This window comes from Ochrobactrum sp. XJ1, assembly GCF_024701725.1.
GTDB lineage: Bacteria > Pseudomonadota > Alphaproteobacteria > Rhizobiales > Rhizobiaceae > Brucella > Brucella anthropi.
In genome coordinates this window covers 377877-399653 of sequence record NZ_VDGD01000001.1, presented here as the reverse complement: position 1 = coordinate 399653, position 21777 = coordinate 377877, and the positions used below count along the sequence as shown (strand labels likewise).

Below are 21777 nucleotides of genomic sequence, written 5' to 3'. Positions count from 1 at the left end.
ATCGGTCAAAGCGATTATAACGATCAAATCCATCGATTTTAACGATGGAGCAAAGTCGAAAGAATCAATGCTCAATATCAGCGTCCGCCAGCTCCATTACTTTATGGCCCTTGTCAAAGCGGGGTCCTTTTCGCGTGCAGCTGAGGTCGTGGGTGTTACCCAATCGACATTGAGTGCTGCTATTCAGGCGCTTGAAACAGAACTTGGCGTAACGTTGATCGATCGCTCGGGCAGACGAATGCAGCTTTTGCCCGCTGGTGAGGATTTTCTGGCACGCGCTCGTACGATTATAGCCCTCATTGAAGAATTGCCTGAACACGCGCGACAAGCTGAACGACCGCTGACGACCAGACTACGAATGGGCGTCATTCCGTCGATAGCGCCTTTTCTGCTACCTAAAGTCCTGCCTGCGACCGCTAAAGCCTTTCCCGAATTGCAATTGACCATTCGTGAAGGTCTCACTCGGTCGTTGCTCGACAGCTTGCGTTCAGGTTCGCTCGATGTAGCACTGGTCGCCCATCCCTACGACCTTGATGAATTTGAGATAGCAGAGCTTGGTCGGGACATCTTCTATCTGGCAGTACGGCGCGATCATGCGCTGGCCAATCGCGAACAGGTCGATGCAGACGACTTGCAGGACCAGCCGTTTCTTCTACTGGAAACCGGGCATTGCCTTCGGGAACACGTCATGGCTGCCATAGGGTCCACACCGGCCCAAGCAAGCGGTGACGTTCATGCCACATCTATCATGACATTGGTGCAACTTGTCGACTTCGGGATGGGTGTTACGCTGCTGCCTGAAGTGGCGGTCAAAGCCGGAGCCACGCGCGGAACGGAGCTGAGCATCGTTCCTTATGAAGGCAAGCACAATTATCGGTCACTGGTTCTCGTCTGGCGCTCCAACGCCGCCCGCCGCAACGAGTTTCAGCTCTTCGCTGACCATCTTCGCGGCAAGTGCATGAAGCCGGCCTAGAGAATTCCCCAGGCGCGAAACCGTCCGCGCCCGGTGACTTCTCTGAGATTGAGTTCCGAGATCAGCTTCAAAGCCCCTTGCTGCGTAACCTGCAATTCCTTCTCCACCATCTGGCTGGAAATAACGGGACTGCGCAAAACCATATCCATCAGTTGCGGCAATCGCGAATTGGACCTGCGCCCCTTGAGCTTACGCTGCATCTGTTCGCGCGCCAGCAGCAGCCGGTCATGCTCCTTCATGGTCGTATCGGCTGCATCTTCGATACTTTCAAAAAACGCCCTGAGACGGACAAGACGGTTAGGTGAGCGCCGTTCATCCGGTCGTTTCGCGCGGAGACCAAGACTGATTGCTGGCAAATGACCGATTGCAAGGCCACTCTGACGCAAGAAGGCGGCTGTCAGCAACCGACCAATCCATGACGATCGCTGCACGACTTCCAGAGAAAACCACGCGTCGTGGATCAATGCGGCGCGCATAAGGGGCGGCAGATGCCTTGTCGCTGCAAGACAGTCCCGCCATTCCTGCAAACGCGCATCCTCATCCCAGTCGTCGTCGTAGAGTAACGTATCGCGCACGACGGCTTCCGGCTTCGACCTGTCTGAGACAGTTCCCTTCAAAAGAGCATCAGTTCGCGCAAGCAAGTTGTCGATGTCATCAAGCATCGGATCAACATCATCGTCGTCCATTGCCCCGGATGGCTCAATTCCAGAGGGCACGGTATCGACCGTGCGGCCAAGCAATTGCTGAACACCAGCAGGGTCAAGAGCCCAATCTGCAGGTCTTCCAGCAATCTGCCGACGCATGCGCAAAACCGCATGTGCGATGGTCAGGGCGTGACTAGGCATCCGGCTGTCCATCAAGGCATCATGCAAGACCAAGTCTTCCATATGTACCAGTTCGCCTTCAAGCCACATCGAAGCGACGGCATCGTGCATATGCATTCGCTCGAGCATCCCTTCGCGAATGGGCGAGCGCAAAAGTCGTTCATCGAGCCGCACCAGAGCCGCCGTAGCTTTGCTCACGGGTACGAAAAATTCTCCGAACGGCAAATCATCGATCTTGTAGGCCATGCCCCGCATATCGCAGCCGATTGCGAACAAAGGCAAACAAAATTACCGCCTTATCCGAGAACTTCCGCAACTTTGACAGTCCGGCCTTCCCTTACCGAACGAAGTGCTGCCTCAGCCAGAGCCAAAGCTTGCAATCCATCTTCTGCTGAAGGATGCGGCGCTTTGCCGGTGTCCAGCGTATCGATAAACGAGGCGATTTCCGCTGCATAAGCAGTCGTGTAGCGGGTCATGAAAAAATCGTGCAATGGCGGACGGTTATAACCGTCTTTAGAAGCGATTTCTATCGAGATCGGACGCTGGTTTTCCGCCGAAACAGCACCGAGCGATCCATGGACTTCAATGCGCTGATCATAGCCATAGGAAGCGCGGCGCGAATTGGAAATGACGCACTGGCGACCGGAAGCAGTCGTCAAAATGACGCTTGCACTATCATAATCGCCAAGTTCTCCAATTTTCGGATCGACCAGCACCGAAGCCGAGGCCGATACGTTCTCGATTTCCTCACCGAGGAGAAAACGCGCCATGTCGAAATCATGGATCGTCATGTCGCGGAAAATACCGCCGGATACTTTGATATATTCTGCCGGCGGTGCACCCGGATCACGGCTGGTGATCGTCACCATTTCAACATTGCCGATGCGCCCATCTTTGATGGCTTTGTGCACCGCTGCAAAATGCGGATCGAAACGGCGATTGAAACCCAGCATCACTTTCGCGCCAGTTTCTCGAATGACATTGAGGCAGGCTCTAACGCGCGCTATGTCAAGATCAATCGGCTTCTCACAAAAAACAGCCTTGCCGACGCGAGAAAACCGTTCAATAAGATCGGCGTGGGTATTGGTCGGCGTGCATATCAGCACTGCGTCCACATCGTCTGATTGCTCAATAGCGTCGATACTGCGGACTTCCGCACCGGCAGAATCAGCAATTGCTCGCGCCGCCGCCTCATTTGCGTCTGCGACCGCGACCAATCGGGCCCGCTTGTCCGCAGCGATTGCGCCTGCGTGAACCTTGCCGATACGGCCCGCGCCGAGCAGTGCCAGACGTGTCACCATTGCCTCATCCTCCCAGGAAACGGCCATCTTCGGGTAAACGAAGATATACTATAGAATATTTATTCTATTTTGCTAGAATGTGACATAAAGATTGTCAAGAGACCATATGAAAGGCCACTGATGGATTCCCCCGCCCCGTCATCAATCAACGTTCCGACGAATATCAAGGAATTCGAGGCGAAGCTGCTAGAGGTTTCCGACCGTTTGCCGAAGAGGCTGAAACAGTGCGCCGATTTCGTTGCCGCCAACCAGGACCGTATCGCTGTGTCGACCGTCGCCGAGATGGCTGAAGGTGCGGGTGTGCAGAGCTCAGCCTTCATGCGTTTCTGCCAGATCATGGGTTTCTCCGGCTTTTCGGAGATGCAGAAGCTGTTCCGGGATTCCTATGCAGGCGGCTGGCCTGACTATTCAACCAGATTGCAACATTTGCGAGAAACGGCGACCGGCAGCGCCCCTGCCCTTCTTGCCGAGTTTGCCGAAGCAGGGCGCACGTCTCTTGAAGGGCTGCTCAAAACCATTGATCCAGATGCACTCGAAAAGGCCGTTCAGCTTTTGGCCAGCGCGCAGACAATCCACATTGTCGGCATCCGCCGTGCTTTTCCCGTCGCGAGCTACCTGGCTTACGCGCTGGAGAAGATGCAAGTGCCTGCCATGCTGCACAGCGCTGTCGGCAAACTGGAGAACCTGCATGCTATTCGCGAAGGTGATGTGCTTCTGGCGATTACCTTCTCCCCCTATTCACCGGAAACGGTCGCAATGGCCGAAACTGTCGCTGCGCGTGGTATCGACGTCGTCGGCATCACTGACACGTTTGTCAGCCCGATGAGTAAATCCGCCAAACAGACATTGCTCGTTTCAGAGGTGGATTTCGGCGCCTTCCGTTCACTCTCCGCAACGCTTTGTCTTGCTATAGCGCTCGCTGTAGCCGTAGGCACCGCACGTCAAAGCGACTGATCCTTCCCGTGCATATTCCATTTTTTAGTTGAAATGGAATAATAAATCCATTTTAATCAAAAATGGAATAACTGCTATGTGTGCATGAATTCTGCACAGCCTTGCAGCAATAAGAAAATAGCGAGGGAGGATTGTAGTGAAGCGGCTCGACTTGATAACGATTGGCCGATCTTCGGTTGACCTGTATGGTGCACAGGTTGGCGGCCTTCTGGAAGACATGGCCTCCTTCAACAAATATGTAGGTGGCTCTCCTACCAATATCGCAACCGGGACTGCACGGCTGGGCCTTAAATCCGCACTTATCACCCGTGTTGGTGACGAGCACATGGGCCGTTTTCTGTTACGTGAGCTGGAACGCGAAGGCGTGGACACACGCGGTATCGTCACCGATCCCGAACGCCTGACCGCGCTCGTTATTCTCGGCATTCGCGATCAGCAGCATTTTCCACTGATATTCTATCGCGAGAATTGTGCCGACATGGCATTGTGCGAGGACGACATCGATCCGGTCTTCATCGCCGAAGCTGGCTGTATTCTGGTTACGGGCACACATCTATCACATCCGAAGACAGAAGCGGCTGTTCTGAAAGCACTCCGTCTTGCTCGCGACAATGGCAGCCGGACGGCCCTCGACATAGACTATCGCCCCAATCTCTGGGGGCTTTCCGGTCATGGCGACGGTGAAAACCGTTTTATCGAATCCGCAGATGTTACGACCAAACTGCAATCGACCCTGCATCTGTTCGACCTGATCGTCGGCACGGAAGAAGAGTTTCATATTGCTGGCGGCTCGACAGACACGCTTCAAGCGCTGAAAGCCGTGCGCGCAGTAACGGACGCTGCACTGGTTTGCAAACGCGGCCCCATGGGAGCCGTGGTTTTCGAAGGCCCAATCCCTAACAGCCTCGACGAGGGACAGAGCGGCGAAGGGTTCCCGATTGACGTTTTCAACGTGCTTGGTGCGGGCGACGGGTTCATGTCCGGGCTTTTGCGCGGTTGGTTGAAGGGCGAAGACTGGCCTACCAGCCTCAAATTAGCCAATGCCTGTGGGGCCTTTGCAGTCTCGCGACATGGATGCACGCCAGCTTATCCGAGCTGGGAAGAGCTTCAGTATTTTTTCCGTACCGGCATTCGCAACAAGGCTTTGCGCAAGGATGCCGCGCTGGAGCAGATACATTGGTCCACCAATCGCAACGGCCACTGGCCAAATATGCGCGTTTTTGCCTTTGATCATCGTATTCAACTGGAAGAAATGGCCGCCGAGGCGAGCGTTTCAACGGAAAAGATTGGCGAGTTCAAACAGCTTTGCCTGAATGCGGCCTTGCAGGTGGCAAACGGGGATGAGGGTTACGGCATATTGTGTGATGGTCGACTGGGCCGCGATGCTCTTTACCGGGCCGCCGGTTCGGGCTTGTGGATCGGACGTCCGACCGAATGGCCCGGCTCGCGTCCACTCAAGCTGGAACCGGAACTCGGACCAGACTGCGGTGGACTGGTCGAGTGGCCTGTCGAGAATGTCGTGAAGTTGCTATGCTTCTATCATCCGGATGACACAGCTGAATTCAAGGCAGAACAGGAAGAAACTGTTTCACGTCTTTTCGCAGCCGCACGGCGCAACCGATTGGAATTCCTGCTGGAAGTCATCCCATCCAAAGCAGGTCCCGTCGATGACGACACAACTGCGCGTGTGATCGAGCGGTTTTATGAAATCGGCGTCTATCCCGACTGGTGGAAGCTAGAACCCATGAAGACCAGAGCGGCCTGGGCCAATGCCTGTGACGCGATCACGCGCAATGATGCACACACACGCGGTATTGTTGTTCTGGGTCTGGATGCACCAGCGGAAGAACTCAAAGCCAGTCTTGCAATTGCTGCCGAATTCGACCTCGTCAAAGGCTTTGCAGTGGGACGTACGATTTTTGGTGACGCGGCACGCAAATGGCTGAACGGTTCGATCAGCGACGAAGAAGCAATCGCCGACATGGTGATGCGCTATCGTGGCCTTTGCAACGTCTGGGACAGCGTGCGTACATATTGAATTCGTTCTGCCGGGAGGAAACTGGAGGAGCTATGAAAACCGTTCGATTAACCGCCGCACAGGCATTGGTGCGCTACCTCGCCAATCAGATGACGCCGGATGGTGAGACCTTTATCGCAGGTGTTTGGGCTATTTTCGGCCACGGAAACGTGGCCGGACTTGGCGAGGCCCTCCATGGCATTCGCGAAGAACTGCCTACATGGCGCGGCCATAATGAACAGACCATGGCCCATGCAGCCATTGCCTATACCAAGCAGCTTGGCCGCAAGCGTGCCTGTGCTGTCACCTCCTCCATCGGCCCCGGCGCAACAAATATGGTCACTGCAGCAGCCCTTGCCCATGTGAACCGCCTACCAGTTCTCCTCATTCCCGGCGACGTCTTTGCCAATCGTGGACCTGATCCCGTGCTGCAACAGATCGAAGACTTCAATGACGGCACTATGACCGTGAATGACTGTTTTCGTCCGGTCAGCCGCTATTTCGACAGGATCACCCGACCTGAACAGCTTCTCACTGCCCTGCCCCGCGCCTTCCGCACCATGACCGATCCTGCTGATTGTGGGCCGGTTACGCTTGCTTTCTGTCAGGATGTGCAAACGGAAGCATATCACTGGCCGGAAGAGTTCTTTGAACCGAAAGTCTGGCACTGGCGCCGTCCACCGCCGGATGAGAATGAACTGAATGCTGCAGCGGCAGCAATCAAGGCAGCGCTGAAACCCGTTATCGTTGCAGGCGGCGGAGTGCACTACTCCGGCGCTCACGAAGCGTTGCGCGATTTTGCCGAAGCACATGGCATTCCAGTCATCGAGACGCAGGCTGGCAAATCGGCGTTACCGTGGGATCACCCGCTCAATTTTGGTCCGGTTGGCGTGACTGGGGCAGACAGCGCCAATGCTATCGCGGCGGAAGCCGATCTTGTGATTGGCGTCGGCACACGCTTTCAGGACTTCACGACCGGATCATGGGCGCTGTTCAAACATCCAGGGCGCAAGCTTGTCTCGCTAAACGTCCAACCCTATGACAGCTCCAAGCACGGTTCGCTTCCATTGGTTGCCGATGCAAAGATTGGTCTTGAAGCGCTCTCGCAAGCGGTTGGCAGCTATAAGCGCCAACCTGCAGACACAGCGTTGAAAGAAAAATGGTTTGCGGCGGCAGATGGGTTTACCGCTGCCCCCAGTGACGGCAACGCTTTGCCAACCGATATGCAGGTGATCGGCGCGGTACAGCGTCAGGCACGAGAGAACACGGTCGTCATGTGCGCGGCAGGCACCATGCCGGGCGAACTGCACCAACTCTGGAAAGCCGGTCGCCCCATGTCCTACCATATGGAGTATGGCTTCTCCTGTATGGGTTATGAGATAGCTGGCGGCCTTGGTATCAAGATGGCCGAACCGGATCGAGACGTCATCGTGATGGTCGGTGACGGCTCTTACATGATGGCCAATTCCGAACTCGCCACTGCCGTCATGATGGGGCAGAAGATTACGGTCGTTATTACCGACAATCGTGGTTTCGGTTGCATCAACCGGCTGCAGATGGCGACTGGTGGCGCTGAGTTCAACAACCTGCTCGACCATTCGAGCCACGTGAACCCGTCGCACATCGATTTCGCCGCCCATGCCGGAGCTATGGGTGCCGATACGAAGAAAGCAGGGTCGATCCGCGAGCTGGAAGAGGCTTTGGCGGAAACCCGCAACAGCCCGCGCACCACTGTCGTCATTATCGATACCGATCCTTACCCGACCCCTGAAACTGGCGGTTGGTGGTGGGATGTCGCGGTGCCGGAAGTCTCGGAGCGCGAACAGGTACGTGCTGCGCGTAAAGATTATGAAGCCAAGCTCAAAGAAAGAAACTGACCGATGATCCTCTATGGCACCAATCCTATTGCCTGGTCGAACGACGATGATCGCAACCTCGGTGCGCATATCACCCTGGATCAATGTCTCGATGAAACAGCCGAGATCGGCTTCGATGGAATCGAGAAAGGTCACAAATTTCCGCAGGAGCCGGCTGCACTCAAAGCCGTGCTTGAACCTCGCAAGCTTCGCTATGTATCGGGCTGGCATTCGCTCAATCTACTGGTCAATTCGGTCGAAGAAGAAAAGAAGGCAATGCAGCCTGCGCTCGACCTCCTGAAAGCAATGGGCTCGAAGGTCATCATTGTTTGCGAAACGTCGAATGCCATTCACGGCGACAACGACAAGCCGCTGTCTGAGCGTCCAGTGCTGGAAGAAGCGCGCTGGGAAGAATTCGGCACGGGCGTCGAAGCACTGGCACAACATGCCGCCGCCCAAGGTATCGCGCTTGTCTACCATCATCACATGGGAACGGTGGTGCAGAGTGAGGATGAGATAGACCTTCTGATGCAGCATACAGGACCGCACACGAAACTTCTTCTCGATACCGGTCACTGCCTGTTTGGTGGTGGCGACCCGGAGCGGGTTGCGAAAAAGCATATGGACCGCGTCGGGCATATCCACGCCAAGAACGTTCGCCCGGCCATAGCCACTGAAGTACGCAACCAGAGCCTGTCGTTTCTGGAGGGGGTCCGTCGCGGCGTCTTCACTGTTCCGGGCGATGTAGATGGCGGCGTCGACTTCGTACCTGTACTGAAAGTTGCTGCTGATAAAACCTATCAAGGCTGGCTGGTGATCGAGGCAGAACAGGACCCCGATATTCGTAATCCGTATCAGTATCAGTCACTTGGGCTAAAATCGCTAAAATCATTCGCACGCGAAGCAGGACTCGACAAAGGAGACTGAGACATGGCCAATTTGTTACGCAAGCCCAACGGCAAGCATGGCAAGGTCCACGACATCACTCCGAAAAGCGCCAAATGGGGTTATGTCGGGTTCGGGCTCTATCGTCTCAAATCCGGCGAGAGTGTCTCCGAAAAGACCGGATCGACGGAGGTGATCCTTGTTCTTGTGGAAGGCAAGGCAAAGATTTCCGCTTCTGGCGAGGATTTCGGCGAGATGGGCCAGCGCATAAACGTGTTCGAGAAACTGCCGCCACACTGCCTCTATGTGCCTGCTGAAAGCGACTGGCATGCAACCGCCACGACAGATTGTGTTCTGGCTGTTTGCACCGCACCGGGCAAGCCAGGTCGCAAGGCACAGAAGCTTGGGCCGGAAAGCCTGACACTTGAACAACGCGGAAAAGGTGCCAATACCCGCTTTATCCATAATATCGCAATGGAAAGCCGCGATGTTGCCGATAGCCTTCTTGTTACCGAGGTATTCACACCGCAGGGAAACTGGTCGTCCTATCCACCCCACAGACACGACGAAGACAATTTCCCGCATATGACCTATCTGGAAGAGACCTATTATCACCGTCTCAACCCGGCGCAGGGCTTCGGCTTCCAGCGTGTTTTCACCGAAGACGGAAGCCTTGATGAAACCATGGCGGTCTCTGACGGAGACGTCGTGCTTGTACCAAAAGGCCACCATCCATGTGGCGCGCCCTATGGCTACGAGATGTATTATCTCAATGTGATGGCCGGTCCCTTGCGCAAATGGCGCTTCAAGAACCATCCCGACCATGACTGGATTTTCAAACGCGACAATCCGTAAACAGAAAAGCCCCGGATCCGGGGCTTTTCAATAAGCTGTCGTTCGTCGCTATCGGCCGGCTGGCAGCGCATTGTTCGCCCGCGATGCATCGATGCTCAGGGGGCCAGGTCCGGCAATAAACAGATAAAGAAAAATGAAGCAGAACAGGATTGCAGCAACACCGCCATTCTGGCCTGGGAAAAAGCTTTGGGATGCATGAGCGATGAAATAGGCGCATGCCATCAGGCCCGAGAGAATGAAGGCAGAAAACCGGCTGAAAAGACCGATTAGCAGCGTGAAGCCCAAAACAAGCTCAAGGACACCCGCGGTCCACGACAATGAGAACATTGCTGGCGAACGGCCTGAAGGAAAGCCAAGTATCTTCTCCGTACCATAACTGAAGAGTACAAGAGCTGCCACGATACGTAAAATACTGAGCATGATCGGTTGATATGCAGCTGTCCATCCGTTTGCCGACATAGGCTTCCTTCCTTCAAATGAAACACTATGCCAGCATATTATTGCGGCCTGCATTAGTTAAATAAAACACATTCACGAGTACGTTATCAGGGCCTCTCAGCTAAACCGAAACAAACAGTTTAGGAAATTAGGCGTTCTTTGTTTCTGTCCTCTCCTTGCTTATCTCGGGCTTAAACGCGCGATTTTTCTCAGATCTTCCACCGCTCCGGGTGCAGCCACGAAGACCTTGTTGCCTTTGGTGAGCTGTTCTCCGTCTACCGGAAAAGGATGCACATAACCTCCCGCCTCACGCACGAGACAGAAGCCTGCCATGCAATCCCAGGCATGCATATAAGGCTCATAATATCCGACCAGCCTGCCAGCCGCGACATAAGCGATCATCAGTGCGCCTGAACCATTACGGAGAAAGGTTCCGCCCGCCTCAAGCAGGTCTTCTACGATTTTTGCAACAACCTGTGGTGTTACGTAGTTGTTGGCGCCGATACCCGTCACCGAATTACGGATCGTGCGGCTCGGATCGAGAACCAGCTTCTTTCCATCAAGTGTTGCACCCAAGCCTTTTGCCGAAGCATAGAGTTCGTCGAAGCACGGCGCCTGGATTACGCCGATGACGGGCTCGCCGTCTTTCAGAACGGCAATGGAAACACACCAGTTCGGCATACCGTTGACGAAAGGACTGGTGCCATCAATAGGATCCACAACCCATGTGTAACCCGAAGTGCCTTCATTCAACCCGTATTCCTCTCCCAGAAAACCATCCTGAGAAAACGCTTCCGACACACGGGCACGGATAAGCTGTTCAACGTCCCTGTCGGCAATCGACACCACATCCTGCGGATCGCGCTTGGTTTCGATAACCAGTGTTTCACGCTGCTTGAAATAGTCGAGGGCCTTGGCGCCCGCCTCGCGCGCGATCTTTTCGGCAAGCGCCAGCCGCGCTTCTAGTTCCTGTCGGGGATGGGAAGTCATGATGATTTTCCGATGAGAGATAAAGAAAGGCGCGACGTTTTTGCGCCTATTGATTGATAATGGCAAGTCCGCGCGTTTTGAACTCGATCGATACATCGGTTTGCGGCGGCAGAGCCTCCTCGACCGCCGGATCGACAATGAAAAGCTTGCCGTGCTCGGTCTCGATTTCATACTCGATATGATCGCCAAGATAGGCCGAATGGGCAACCCTTCCGGGGAATCCGCCGCCAGCCTTTGGCTGCAAGGTCACCGCGTTGGGCCGGATAGCAAGTTGCGCCGGACCTGGTCGAGCGTTGCGCGCGGTAACCCGGTGGGTCAGGCTGCCCACACGAATGACAGCTTCGCCCCCATCTGCCGTCATCACCTCACACGGCACAACATTCGCCTCTCCCATGAAATCCGCGATAAAGGCTGAGGCCGGTGTTTCATAGAGATCACGAGGGCTTCCCTTCTGTGCGATATTGCCCTCCTTCATGACGATGATCGTATCGGAGACAGCGAGCGCCTCGTCCTGGTCGTGCGTGACATAGACGGCGGTAAACCCGAGCCGCTGCTGAAGCTCGCGAATTTCGGTGCGCACACGGCGGCGCAGGCGAGCGTCGAGGTTCGAAAGCGGCTCGTCCAGAAGCAGAACCTGCGGTTCAAGCACAAGCGCGCGCGCTACGGCCACGCGCTGTTGCTGGCCACCCGACAGTTCTGCCGGAAGGCGATGCCCCATTCCTGCAAGACCGACGAGCTTCAGCCCCTCTTCCGCACGTTCGCGCGCTTCCGCTTTTTTCAAACCTGAAGATTCCAAGCCGTAGGCCACGTTGTCGAGCGAGTTCATATGCGGAAAGAGTGCATAGGACTGGAAGACCATGGACACATCCCGCTCATTGGCTGGCAGATTGGTCACATCCTTGCCACCGATCAGAATGCGACCCGAAGTCGGATGTTCAAGCCCAGCCAGCAGCCGCAATGTCGTCGTCTTGCCGCAACCGGATGGTCCAAGGAGCGTCACCAGAGTTCCCGGCTCGACGGTCAGGGACAGATCGGGCAAGGCGGTAAAATTACCGAATTTCTTGGTGACATTTTCAAATGTAACGGAGCCGGGACGGATCGCAGTCATGCGGTTTTCTCCTGACGAACGGTTTTGACGGGGGGGACAGCCGCAACGCGGTTCTCGCGCCTGAGTTTGCGTTCACCCACGAGGAGCTGGAAGCCTGTAATGACCACGATCATCACGACAATCAGCATCGATGAATAAGCGATAGCCACGCCGAATTCACCGTTTTCGACCAGCCCGACAATGTAGGATGTCGCCATGTTGTATTGCGCCGAAACGAGGAAAATAACCGCGCTGATGGACGTGATGGCACGCACGAAGGAATAGACCAATGCAGCTGTGATTGCGGGACGCAGCAGTGGCAGAATGACTTTGCGGATCGTGCGGAAGCTGTTTGCCCGCAACGTCAGCGAGGCTTCGTCGAGGCTCTTGTCGAGTTGGCTCATTGCTGCGATGCCGCCACGCACACCCACTGGCATGTTGCGGAAGACGAAACATGCAATCAGGATCAGCGCCGTGCCAGTCATTTCAAGCGGTGGCAGATTGAAAGCCATGATGTAGCTGACGCCGATGACGGTGCCGGGAATTGCGAAGCTCAGCATCAAGGCGAATTCGAAGACGTTCCGTCCAACAAAGCGCTGGCGAACGATCAGATAGGCCGTCAGCAACCCGACAGCAGCAGTCAGCGGAGCCGAGATTAGCGAGATTTCCATCGTCGTCCAGAATGAATTCCATGCCACACCGGTCCACGCAATGCCACTCTCTGTCCAATTGAGGGAAAACGCCCGCGCGTAGTGCTCGACTGTCAATGTATTGTCGAGCCCCCACTGACGCACGAAGCCGCCAATAAGGATCATCGCGTAAACAACGACAGTGAAAATCATCCAAGGAATGACAAGGGCATAAACGCCGATCTTTAGGCCGCGTGGCAGCCCGGCATGCATACCGGAATCGCCTTTGCCGGTCACAGTTGCGAAGTTCTTGCCTGAGAGCCAGACGCGCTGGATAAGAAACGCAGTCAATGTAAAGCAGAGCAGCACGATTGCGAGAACTGCCGCGCGCGATGGATCGTTCTGCGCACCAACCACGGCAAAGAAGATTTCAGTCGAAAGCACGCCATTGCTGCCTCCGAGCACCATAGGATTGCCGAAATCCGCCATGCTTTCGATGAAAGCAATGAGAAACGCATTGGCAAGCCCCGGTGCCATCAGCGGCAGAGAAACCCTGCGAAACGTACGCCAGCGATCAGCGCGCAGAGTTTGAGATGCTTCTTCCATCGACGGTGACACACCCTCGACAACACCGATAAGTACGAGGAAGGAAATCGGGGTGAAAGACAGGACCTGCGCGATCCATATGCCGGTGAGGCCATAAAGCCACCGTCCCGGCTCCACCCCGAATATATTGGAAATCTGTTCCGTCACCACGCCTGCGCGGCCAAAAAGCAGCGTCAATGCAAGACCGACAACGAAGGGCGGCGTGATGATCGGTAATATGGTGAGAAGCCGTAAGCCTTTCTTGAAAGGGAAGCCTGTGCGGGTCGCAACCAGTGCAAAGGCAAGCCCCAGCACTGTAGAACCAGTCGCAGTCATCAGAGCCAGCCATAACGTGCGCCATGCAACGCCACATCGCCCTTCGCCGATAACGCAGGCCAGACTCCAGATTGAGGAATCCTGAATATTGCCGATAAACCCCTCAGGTTTGAAAGAACCGTCGAAATCCTGCACCGACCCTGCAAACATGCTGATAACAGGATAGAAGACGAATACAGCCACCAATGCAACCAGCAGTGTAATGGAAGAGACGACAAAAGCGTCCCCCTTCATGACGCCGCGTTCTGCGAGACCAAACGAGAAAATCAGCAGAAAGCAGAGACCTGTCAGGATTGCTCCAGCGCCGAAGGCTGGCTGGCCTTCAGAAAGTGCGCCGAACAGGTTTTCACTGATGGTCCAGTTCCAGCCGGAAAAGCCGATGGCCAAGCCTTGCAGCGTCAGGACAAGTACACCAAGAAGGCTCGCCCATATCAGAACACCGCTCCGACGTTCAACAGGCAATAGCAAGCGGGCACCGGCACAAAGCAGCATGAATACAGCAACAGCGCCAATCCAAGGCCGCCCGAAGAAGGCTATCTGCCAAAGGCCGGGCGCCGTTGCACCATCACCGAACATTCCAGCGAGCCAGCCGAAGCTCAGAAAGCCGTCTTCTATGCGATACCACGGCAACAAGACAAATGCCGCGAGTGCAAGTGCCAGAACGATATCCAGTCTGCGATTATGCTGTTTCATGGATGTCCGCGTCCCTCCAGATCGGGGATTTCCAAGGAATGGCTAGAGCATTTCCAGCAAAAGTGCGAAGCGGTTTTGCGCAGGATAATGCGTAGAAACAAAGAGATGGAGCATTTCCAATGATTCAATTTAAACTGGAAATGCTCCAGGTGCGCCGGCTCCTGCATATTTCAGGAAAACCGCTGCCTTGTTCCCTCATCCGGGACAGGTGCGTCGCACAACAAGAGCGGCGCACCCGGATTTCAAGCCAATGAAAGATCAGTTGGCGTGTGCACCGATTTCCTTATCCCAGCGCTCGAGCAATTCCTTGCGCTTGGCGGGTTCGCCATAGGTCTTGAAGTCATAATCAATGAGCTTGATGTCCTCGAAGCGCGGGGATTCCTTTGGAACCTCGGCTGATTTGTTCGAAGGCAACTGGAAGGATTTCGCATCTTTCATGTGCGACTGCACTTCGGCGGTCAGCGCCCAGTCGTACCACTTCTTCGCATTTTCGAGATTCTTGGCACCCTTGATGATCGACATGGAACCGATTTCGTAGCCTGTGCCTTCACACGGTGCGACTGACTTGATCGGGAAACCTTCTGCCGTCATCGATACTGCATCATGCATGAAGACGATGCCGATGCCAGTTTCACCACGCGCAGCCGACTTGACGGGAGCCGAGCCCGACTTGGTGTACTGCGATACATTTTCGTTGAGCTTCTTCAGATAATCATAGGCTTTGTCTTCACCCATGATCTGAACAAGCGTTGCCAGTGCCGTGTAGGCGGTACCGGAAGAATTCGGATTGGCCATCTGGATTTCGCCCTTATAGGACGCATCAAGCAGATCGGCCCAGCATTTCGGCTCTTTCAGGTTCTTCTTGGCAAGAATATCGGTGTTGTAACCCCAACCGAGCGCACCGGCATAAACGCCAACCGTGCGGAAGCCGGAGCTTTCGGCCTGTTTCTTGGCCCAATCATTCAGCTGGTCGAGCATCGGGGATTTATATTCGAGCGTCAGCCCTTCGGCCGCAGCCTGAAGATGCGGATCGCCGGTACCGGCCCACCAGATATCTGTCTTCGGATTGCGCGCTTCGGCCCGCACCTTGGCATAGGTTTCACCGGAGGAAAGCCGTACCATGTTGACCTTGATGCCAGTATCCTTCTCGAACATGTTCTTCATCTGCTCACAGATGACCACGTCCGCGGAACAGATAAGATTGAGATTGCCTGCGGCCTGCGCAGAAAAAGCGAATGAAGATACACCTGCGGCCAGCGCCGCAACCAGAAATGCTGAACGCATTGTTTTCCTCCCTTTATACGGCGCCTCCACGCCGACGCTTTTGCAAGCGTGTGCACAGTGTTTGCCTTTTATGAAAGCCTGTCAATGCCTTTGTAAATTTTATTCTGAAATTATAAAAAATAATCAAATCATTCTGTTTTCAACTATCATTTGCACAGCCATGCAAACTTATATCGATAAAAGAAAAAGGCGGCCTAAGCCGCCTTTTAGTTGTTGCCTGTCCCCAAGGAGATCAGCCAATTGCCATCAAGCTGGCATTGCCACCAGCTGCCGTGGTGTTGATCGAAGTCGAAACTTCTTCCAGCAACCAGTTGAGACAATAGGCATCCGGGTTGTCTGCCAGTTCTTCCGTGGAGGCGGCTTGTGTCAGAACCAACGGTCCGGGAAGCGTTGCAAGCTTCTTGTTGATCTCGACAATGCGTTCAGCGTTCCCTTCGACCAACGCTCCAGCGAACGGTGCGTCCGATTCCCAGTTATTCGTCCAGATCGTGCGCGCTGCGACTGAAGCTGGAACATCTTTCAGGACATTCCGCAAATCTGAAGCCTCGTCGACATACACAGTATTGCCCGTAGCGAGGGCAGCCGTCATCTGGCGATAAAGGCCTGCTTCCGTTTGCGGAACCAGCAGGATATTTCCACGCGGATGCAGCGCATAAAGATTGCGCTCGCCAACAGGACCCGGCAATTCAAGGTCAAGACCGAGAGCCGAAGCGCTACCGGTGTCGCGCGCAGCCTGAGCCAGATCGTTCATGCCGCGTTGGCCAAGCCATTTCGCAAAATCCTTGAGCGCCGGATCAGTGTGAACCGAGCTATGACGCGGCGGGATTGGAGCTGTTTCCACGAGACGTCCGAGATAGAGCGGACCACCTGCCTTTGGACCAGTGCCGGACATGCCGCGTCCGCCGAATGGCTGCACGCCGACAATCGCGCCAATAACATTGCGGTTGATATAGACGTTTCCGACACGGATACGATCCGCAACATTGGCGATGGTCTCATCAAGGCGCGTATGCAGGCCGAAAGTAAGCCCGTAGCCGGTCGCATTGATATCATCGATCAGGCGCTCCATATCATCGCGCTTGTAGCGCACGACATGCAGAACCGGGCCAAAGACTTCCCGCTTCAGATCGCGAAGCGAATTGATCTCGACAATGGTCGGTGCAACGAAAGTTCCATTCTGGGTTTCAGGACCAAGCGGAAGCTGCTCAACCTTGCGACCGAGATCGCGCATACCCTGAACGTGCTTTTCGATGATGTTCTTGGCTTCATCAGTGATAACCGGCCCAATGTCCACCTTCAGCTTGTCGGTGCGGCCGATGGAAAGTTCCCTGAGCGCGCCCTTCAGCATCGTCAGGATACGATCTGCGACATCTTCCTGCAGGCAGAGAACGCGGAGCGCCGAACAACGCTGACCCGCACTGTCGAATGCCGATGCAATCACGTCGAACACGACCTGCTCGGCCAGAGCGGACGAATCCACGATCATTGCATTCTGACCACCGGTCTCGGCAATCAGCGGGATTGGCTTGCCGTTCGGCAACAGGCGCGAGGCAAGCTGAGCCTGAATGAGGCGCGCCACTTCGGTCGAACCGGTGAACATCACGCCGCAAGTCTCTTCCGCAGCAACCAGCGCGGCCCCAATGCGGCCATCCCCCGGCAGAAGTTGCAGCGCATCCGCTGGAATGCCAGCCTCGTGCAGGATGCGAACACCCTGTGCTGCAATCAGCGGCGTTTCTTCGGCAGGCTTTGCCAGCACGGGATTGCCTGCAACGAGTGCGGCTGCGATCTGACCGGTAAAGATCGCCAGCGGGAAGTTCCACGGGCTAATGCAGACGATAGGTCCAAGCGCCTTGTGGCCGACGCCCAGCGTACGACGGGTCTGCTCTGCATAATAACGCAGGAAATCGATGGCTTCGCGCACTTCAGCAATCGCGTTCGGCATGGATTTGCCGGCTTCGCGCATGATGAGGCCAAGCAGAACCGGCATATCACGCTGCATGATATCCGCTGCGCGCTCAAGACAAGCCGCACGTTCGGCTGGCGCAACCGCAGACCAACTTGCCGTTGCCTTCTGTGCAGCTTTCATGGCTTTCGCCACATCTTCTTCGGCGATCTCCGTCACCGTACCGACAACATCGTTCCGGTCACCGGGGTTGAGAACCGAGCGGCTGGTGCCTTTTACCTTGGTTCCGGCAAGCTGAGGTTCCGATGTCCACACGCGGTCAGCGCTGTCTTTCAGAATCTTGCTGAGTTCAGCGAGCGTGACTTCGTTCGACAGGTCGAAACCGTCAGAGTTCTTGCGAGCGCCATAGAGATTCTCCGGCAGGGCAATCTGGTCGTGGCGTGCTCCGACGACAGCCATTGAGCGAACGACATCAACCGGATCCGCGATCAGCTCATCGACGGAGACACTTTCATCGCCGATGCGATTGACGAAAGACGAGTTCGCACCGTTTTCGAGAAGTCGGCGAACAAGGTAGGCCAGAAGCGTTTCATGTGTGCCGACCGGCGCATAGATGCGGGCCGGACGGCCGAGCTTTTCGGCACCTACGACTTCATCATAAAGCGGCTCACCCATACCATGCAGGCACTGGAACTCGAACTTTCCGGTTTTGAAATCTGGACCAGCCAAATGATAGATGGTGGCCAGCGTCTGCGCATTATGCGTTGCAAACTGCGGGAAAACAGCATCTGTCGCCGCAAGAAGCTTGCGTGCGCATGCAATGTAGGAAACGTCGGTATGTACCTTGCGGGTATAAACCGGGAAGTCTTCCAGACCGTCAACCTGTGCGCGCTTGATTTCGGCGTCCCAATAGGCACCCTTCACCAGACGAACCATGACGCGGCGCTTGTTCTGACGGGCCATATCGATGATGAAATCGAGCACGAACGGGCAGCGCTTGCCGTAGGCCTGCACCACGAAGCCGATGCCTTCCCAATCTGCCAGATCCGGATCTTCGATCAGGCTCTGCAACAGATCAAGCGACAGTTCCAGACGGTCTGCCTCCTCGGCATCGATGTTGAGACCGATATTATAGGACTTGGCGATAGCGGCCAGCGCCTTCACCTTCGGCAGCAGCTCTCCCATGACGCGTTCGCTTTGCGCGCGGACATAGCGCGGATGCAAAGCGGACAACTTGATGGAAATGCCGGGGCCGTCATAGATGCCGCGACCGGCGGAAGCGCGACCAATGGCGTGAATGGCGGTTTCGTAATCCTTGTAGTAACGCTCGGCGTCGGCAGCGGTGGTCGCGGCTTCGCCCAGCATGTCGTAGGAATAGCGGAAGCCGCGTTCTTCCAGCGGCTTGGCGCGCTTCAAAGCTTCGTCGATGGTTTCGCCGGTGACAAACTGTTCGCCCATCATCCGCATGGCCATGTCTACACCGCGACGAATGACAGGTTCGCCGCAACGAGCGATCAAACGTGTCAGGGCAGCTGACAGGCCGCGATCATTGACCGTGTTGGTCAGCTTGCCGGTAACGACAAGTCCCCAGGTTGCAGCATTGACGAAGAGCGAACGACCACCACCGATATGAGATTTCCAGTCGCCATTCGAAATCTTGTCACGGATCAACGCATCACGCGTCGCCATGTCCGGAATACGCAGCAGCGCTTCGGCAAGGCACATGAGCGCCACACCTTCCTGGCTCGACAGCGAATATTCATGAACCAGGCCTTCGACGCCTGTACCCTTGTGCTTGGCGCGCAGCGCTTCAATCAGCTTGCGAGCCGTGGAACGGACTTGCTTGGCTGTTTCTTCCGGCAAGGCGGCCTGTGCAGCCAGCGCGGAAACGCATTCAGCTTCCGGGCGGCGATAAGCGGCGGTAATCGCCTGCCTCAGTGCGCTTTGCTCGCGGATCGGCGGCGCAAAATTCTGGAAAACCGGATTGATAGGAGCGGGTATGGTGTCGGTCATGGTGCAATGCTCACAAATGAAAACAGCCCCGAGCGTCTTTGCCCAGTTTAGCTCTGCTTTAAGTGGGCGCACACTATCATTTGTGCAAATTGCATTCTGCCTTCATTTGCTCCATATAAAGGATTATCGATCTTATTATAGGCTCCAAAGTAGGCTAAAAGAATGCGAAAGATAGATTCTGTAGACGATCTGGACCAGTTCGATCGGCGTATTCTGGAAGTATTGAGCGAAGACGGACGCATTCCTGTCACGGAACTCTCGAAAAAGGTCGGTCTTTCCAAGACACCATGCCAGGCAAGGCTGAAACGACTGGTCGATGAAGGCTATATTGTCGGCTTTCGTGCGGCCATCGACCCTGAGAAACTCGGTCTCGATCATATCGCCTTCACGACGGTCAAGCTTTCCGACACACGCGAAGCCGCGCTTGAGGCGTTCAACACGGCCGTGCGCAAGATACGTGAAGTCGAAGAATGCCATATGATCGCAAGCTCTTTCGACTATCTTCTGAAGGTGCGAACGCCCAACATCCGGCGTTACCGCGAGGTGCTGGGCGAAAAGATATCGAGCCTGCCCAATGTCGCAAGCACATCGACATTTGTGGTGATGGAGTCGGTCAAGGACAACCGCCCGGTAAGGGTCTATCCGGGCGCATTGTAATTTTCAGTTATAGCGGCTCACTTGCCAGATAACGCTCGAGCGTTTTGACAGTCCCATCCTGCCAGATGCGCAGAAGTGCGGATGAAAAAGCCGCCACATAAGCTGGATTTGAAGCGAGCGAGCCAAAGATATCATCCATCGCAAGCCATGCCGCCGGATTGCTTTTTGCAAGAGCCGCCTGCTTTTTCAGGCGGTCCCATGACGGATCGTTCGGCTCAATAACCGTGCCGCTATCGGTCGTGCCATAGCAGTAACGACACCAGAATGCGGAAACAAGCGCCAGCCCTGTCACAGACTTGCCTTCTGCCACCCGATCAGAAGCAGTGGGCAGAATGAACTTCGGCTGACGGTTGGAGCCATCAAGGCAAAGGCGGCGGATCGTATCGCCGATGCTTGGATTGGCGAAGCGTTCGTCGATGAGGATGCGATAGTCTTCGAGATTGGTATCCGGCACGGGTGGCACTTCCGGAATGATCTCATCCTTGCTGAGCTTTTCCAGATAGCGCCGGATCAGCGGATGCTCCATCGCCTCATGCACGAAGTGAATGTCGAGCAGTCCACCCGGATAGGCAATGGCTGCATGACCGCCGTTCAGAATGCGGATTTTCATCAGTTCATAAGCAGCGACCTGATCAGTGAACGTGACACCGACTTTTTCCAACGCAGGACGCCCAGTGGGGAAATTGTCCTCTACCACCCACTGCTTGAAAACTTCGCAAAAGACCGGCCAGCCATCTTCAACCCCGAAATCTTTCGCAGCGATTTCACGCTCGCGTGCACCAGTGGCTGGCGTAATGCGATCCACCATGGAATTCGGAAATGCGACATTAGCTGAAATCCAGTCGGCAAAGGCCGGATCACTAAGCTTCGCGAGGCCGGTGACGGCATCTTCCGTCACATGCCCGTTGCCCGGAATGTTATCGCACGACATGACGGTGAAAGGTTGAACACCCGCCGTCTTGCGCAGTTTCAGTGCCTGCACGATTAAGCCGAACACGGTCTTTGGCTGGTCCGGATGAGTGGCATCTGCCACAATATCAGGATGAGCAGGATCAAAGGTCTGGCTGGCCGGATCGATATAATAACCACCTTCAGTGATCGTCATGGAAACAATGCGAGTAGAGGGCGATGTGAGATAGGCCATCAAAGCCTTTCGCCCTTCTTCGGTCGATATGGTTACATAATCGATCATGGAACCGGTAATCCTTGCCCCCGCATAATCGGCTTCCTGTTCGACAACTGTGGTAAGCCAGTCTTGCGCCTTGAGCGTGTCCCGCATGGCATCATCACTGCCACGCACACCAGCGCCGACCAGCGCCCAATCGTGCCCCTCACCCATTCCGAACAGATCGTCCAGATAGACAGCCTGGTGAGCGCGATGAAAATTGCCGACGCCGAAATGCACGATGCCCGGTTTCAAACCGGTTGGATCGTAGCCGGGTTTGTGTACCTTGTCGAAGCTCTGGAGCGTTGCGCGCGACAGCTTGGTCATGACGA

General features: G+C 55.3%; 16 protein-coding genes. 7 read left to right on the top strand and 9 right to left on the bottom strand.

Annotation, left to right across the window (positions count from 1 at the left end; all coding sequences use genetic code 11):
* Positions 1–67 precede the first annotated feature (67 nt).
* Positions 68–973, top strand: a complete 906-nt coding sequence (locus FG152_RS01945; protein ID WP_010659019.1) for a hydrogen peroxide-inducible genes activator — start codon at positions 68–70, stop codon at positions 971–973.
* Here FG152_RS01945 and FG152_RS01940 read toward each other — a convergent pair.
* Positions 970–2052: an RHE_PE00001 family protein gene (locus FG152_RS01940; protein ID WP_373418744.1), complete on the bottom strand. Its 1083-nt coding sequence runs from the start codon at positions 2050–2052 to the stop codon at positions 970–972. The two genes, FG152_RS01945 and FG152_RS01940, sit on opposite strands and share 4 nt — an antisense overlap.
* Before the next feature lie 41 nt (positions 2053–2093).
* Positions 2094–3098, bottom strand: a complete 1005-nt coding sequence (gene iolG, locus FG152_RS01935) for an inositol 2-dehydrogenase (RefSeq protein WP_151576561.1) — start codon at positions 3096–3098, stop codon at positions 2094–2096.
* A 120-nt stretch (positions 3099–3218) separates the two neighbouring features.
* Here iolG and FG152_RS01930 point away from each other — a divergent pair, with 120 nt between their 5' ends.
* The 5 genes from FG152_RS01930 (at position 3219) to iolB (ending at position 9665) form a co-directional block, all read left to right on the top strand.
* Positions 3219–4052 (top strand): MurR/RpiR family transcriptional regulator, encoded by an 834-nt coding sequence (locus FG152_RS01930; RefSeq protein WP_010659022.1) that lies wholly within the window; start codon positions 3219–3221, stop codon positions 4050–4052.
* Positions 4053–4188: 136 nt separating this feature from the next.
* Complete coding sequence (locus FG152_RS01925; RefSeq protein ID WP_010659023.1) at positions 4189–6090, top strand: bifunctional 5-dehydro-2-deoxygluconokinase/5-dehydro-2-deoxyphosphogluconate aldolase; 1902 nt, start codon at positions 4189–4191, stop codon at positions 6088–6090.
* Between the two features lie 32 nt (positions 6091–6122).
* On the top strand, positions 6123–7946 hold the full coding sequence (gene iolD, locus FG152_RS01920; protein ID WP_010659024.1) for a 3D-(3,5/4)-trihydroxycyclohexane-1,2-dione acylhydrolase (decyclizing): 1824 nt from the start codon (positions 6123–6125) through the stop codon (positions 7944–7946).
* A 3-nt stretch (positions 7947–7949) separates the two neighbouring features.
* The gene (iolE, locus tag FG152_RS01915) at positions 7950–8852 is read left to right on the top strand and encodes a myo-inosose-2 dehydratase (protein ID WP_010659025.1); all 903 of its coding nucleotides are present in this window, start codon (positions 7950–7952) and stop codon (positions 8850–8852) included.
* 3 nt (positions 8853–8855) lie between these two features.
* A complete protein-coding gene (gene iolB / locus FG152_RS01910) occupies positions 8856–9665 on the top strand; it encodes a 5-deoxy-glucuronate isomerase (protein ID WP_010659026.1) in 810 nt (269 codons plus the stop codon).
* A 48-nt stretch (positions 9666–9713) separates the two neighbouring features.
* Here the strand turns inward: iolB and FG152_RS01905 are convergent, their stop codons facing one another.
* From FG152_RS01905 to putA, 6 genes are all read right to left on the bottom strand, one after another.
* Positions 9714–10124 carry a DoxX family protein gene (locus FG152_RS01905; protein ID WP_010659027.1) on the bottom strand — a complete coding sequence of 137 codons (411 nt, stop codon included), beginning with the start codon at positions 10122–10124 and terminating at the stop codon, positions 9714–9716.
* Positions 10125–10283: 159 nt separating this feature from the next.
* Complete coding sequence (locus FG152_RS01900; protein ID WP_010659028.1) at positions 10284–11093, bottom strand: inositol monophosphatase family protein; 810 nt, start codon at positions 11091–11093, stop codon at positions 10284–10286.
* Between the two features lie 46 nt (positions 11094–11139).
* Entirely contained in the window at positions 11140–12201 is a 1062-nt protein-coding gene (locus tag FG152_RS01895) for an ABC transporter ATP-binding protein (protein ID WP_010659029.1), read from the bottom strand.
* Positions 12198–14423, bottom strand: a complete 2226-nt coding sequence (locus FG152_RS01890; protein WP_010659030.1) for an ABC transporter permease — start codon at positions 14421–14423, stop codon at positions 12198–12200. Before FG152_RS01890 ends, FG152_RS01895 begins: the two co-directional genes overlap by 4 nt.
* A gap of 258 nt (positions 14424–14681) precedes the next feature.
* Positions 14682–15707: an ABC transporter substrate-binding protein gene (locus FG152_RS01885; RefSeq protein ID WP_010659031.1), complete on the bottom strand. Its 1026-nt coding sequence runs from the start codon at positions 15705–15707 to the stop codon at positions 14682–14684.
* A gap of 232 nt (positions 15708–15939) precedes the next feature.
* Positions 15940–19623, bottom strand: a complete 3684-nt coding sequence (putA, locus tag FG152_RS01880; RefSeq protein ID WP_010659032.1) for a trifunctional transcriptional regulator/proline dehydrogenase/L-glutamate gamma-semialdehyde dehydrogenase — start codon at positions 19621–19623, stop codon at positions 15940–15942.
* Between the two features lie 162 nt (positions 19624–19785).
* Here putA and FG152_RS01875 point away from each other — a divergent pair, with 162 nt between their 5' ends.
* Positions 19786–20280, top strand: coding sequence for an Lrp/AsnC family transcriptional regulator (locus FG152_RS01875; protein ID WP_010659033.1), 495 nt, complete (start codon positions 19786–19788; stop codon positions 20278–20280).
* A gap of 7 nt (positions 20281–20287) precedes the next feature.
* Here FG152_RS01875 and FG152_RS01870 read toward each other — a convergent pair whose 3' ends face one another.
* The gene (locus FG152_RS01870; protein ID WP_010659034.1) at positions 20288–21772 is read right to left on the bottom strand and encodes a mannitol dehydrogenase family protein; all 1485 of its coding nucleotides are present in this window, start codon (positions 21770–21772) and stop codon (positions 20288–20290) included.
* Positions 21773–21777 lie beyond the last annotated feature (5 nt).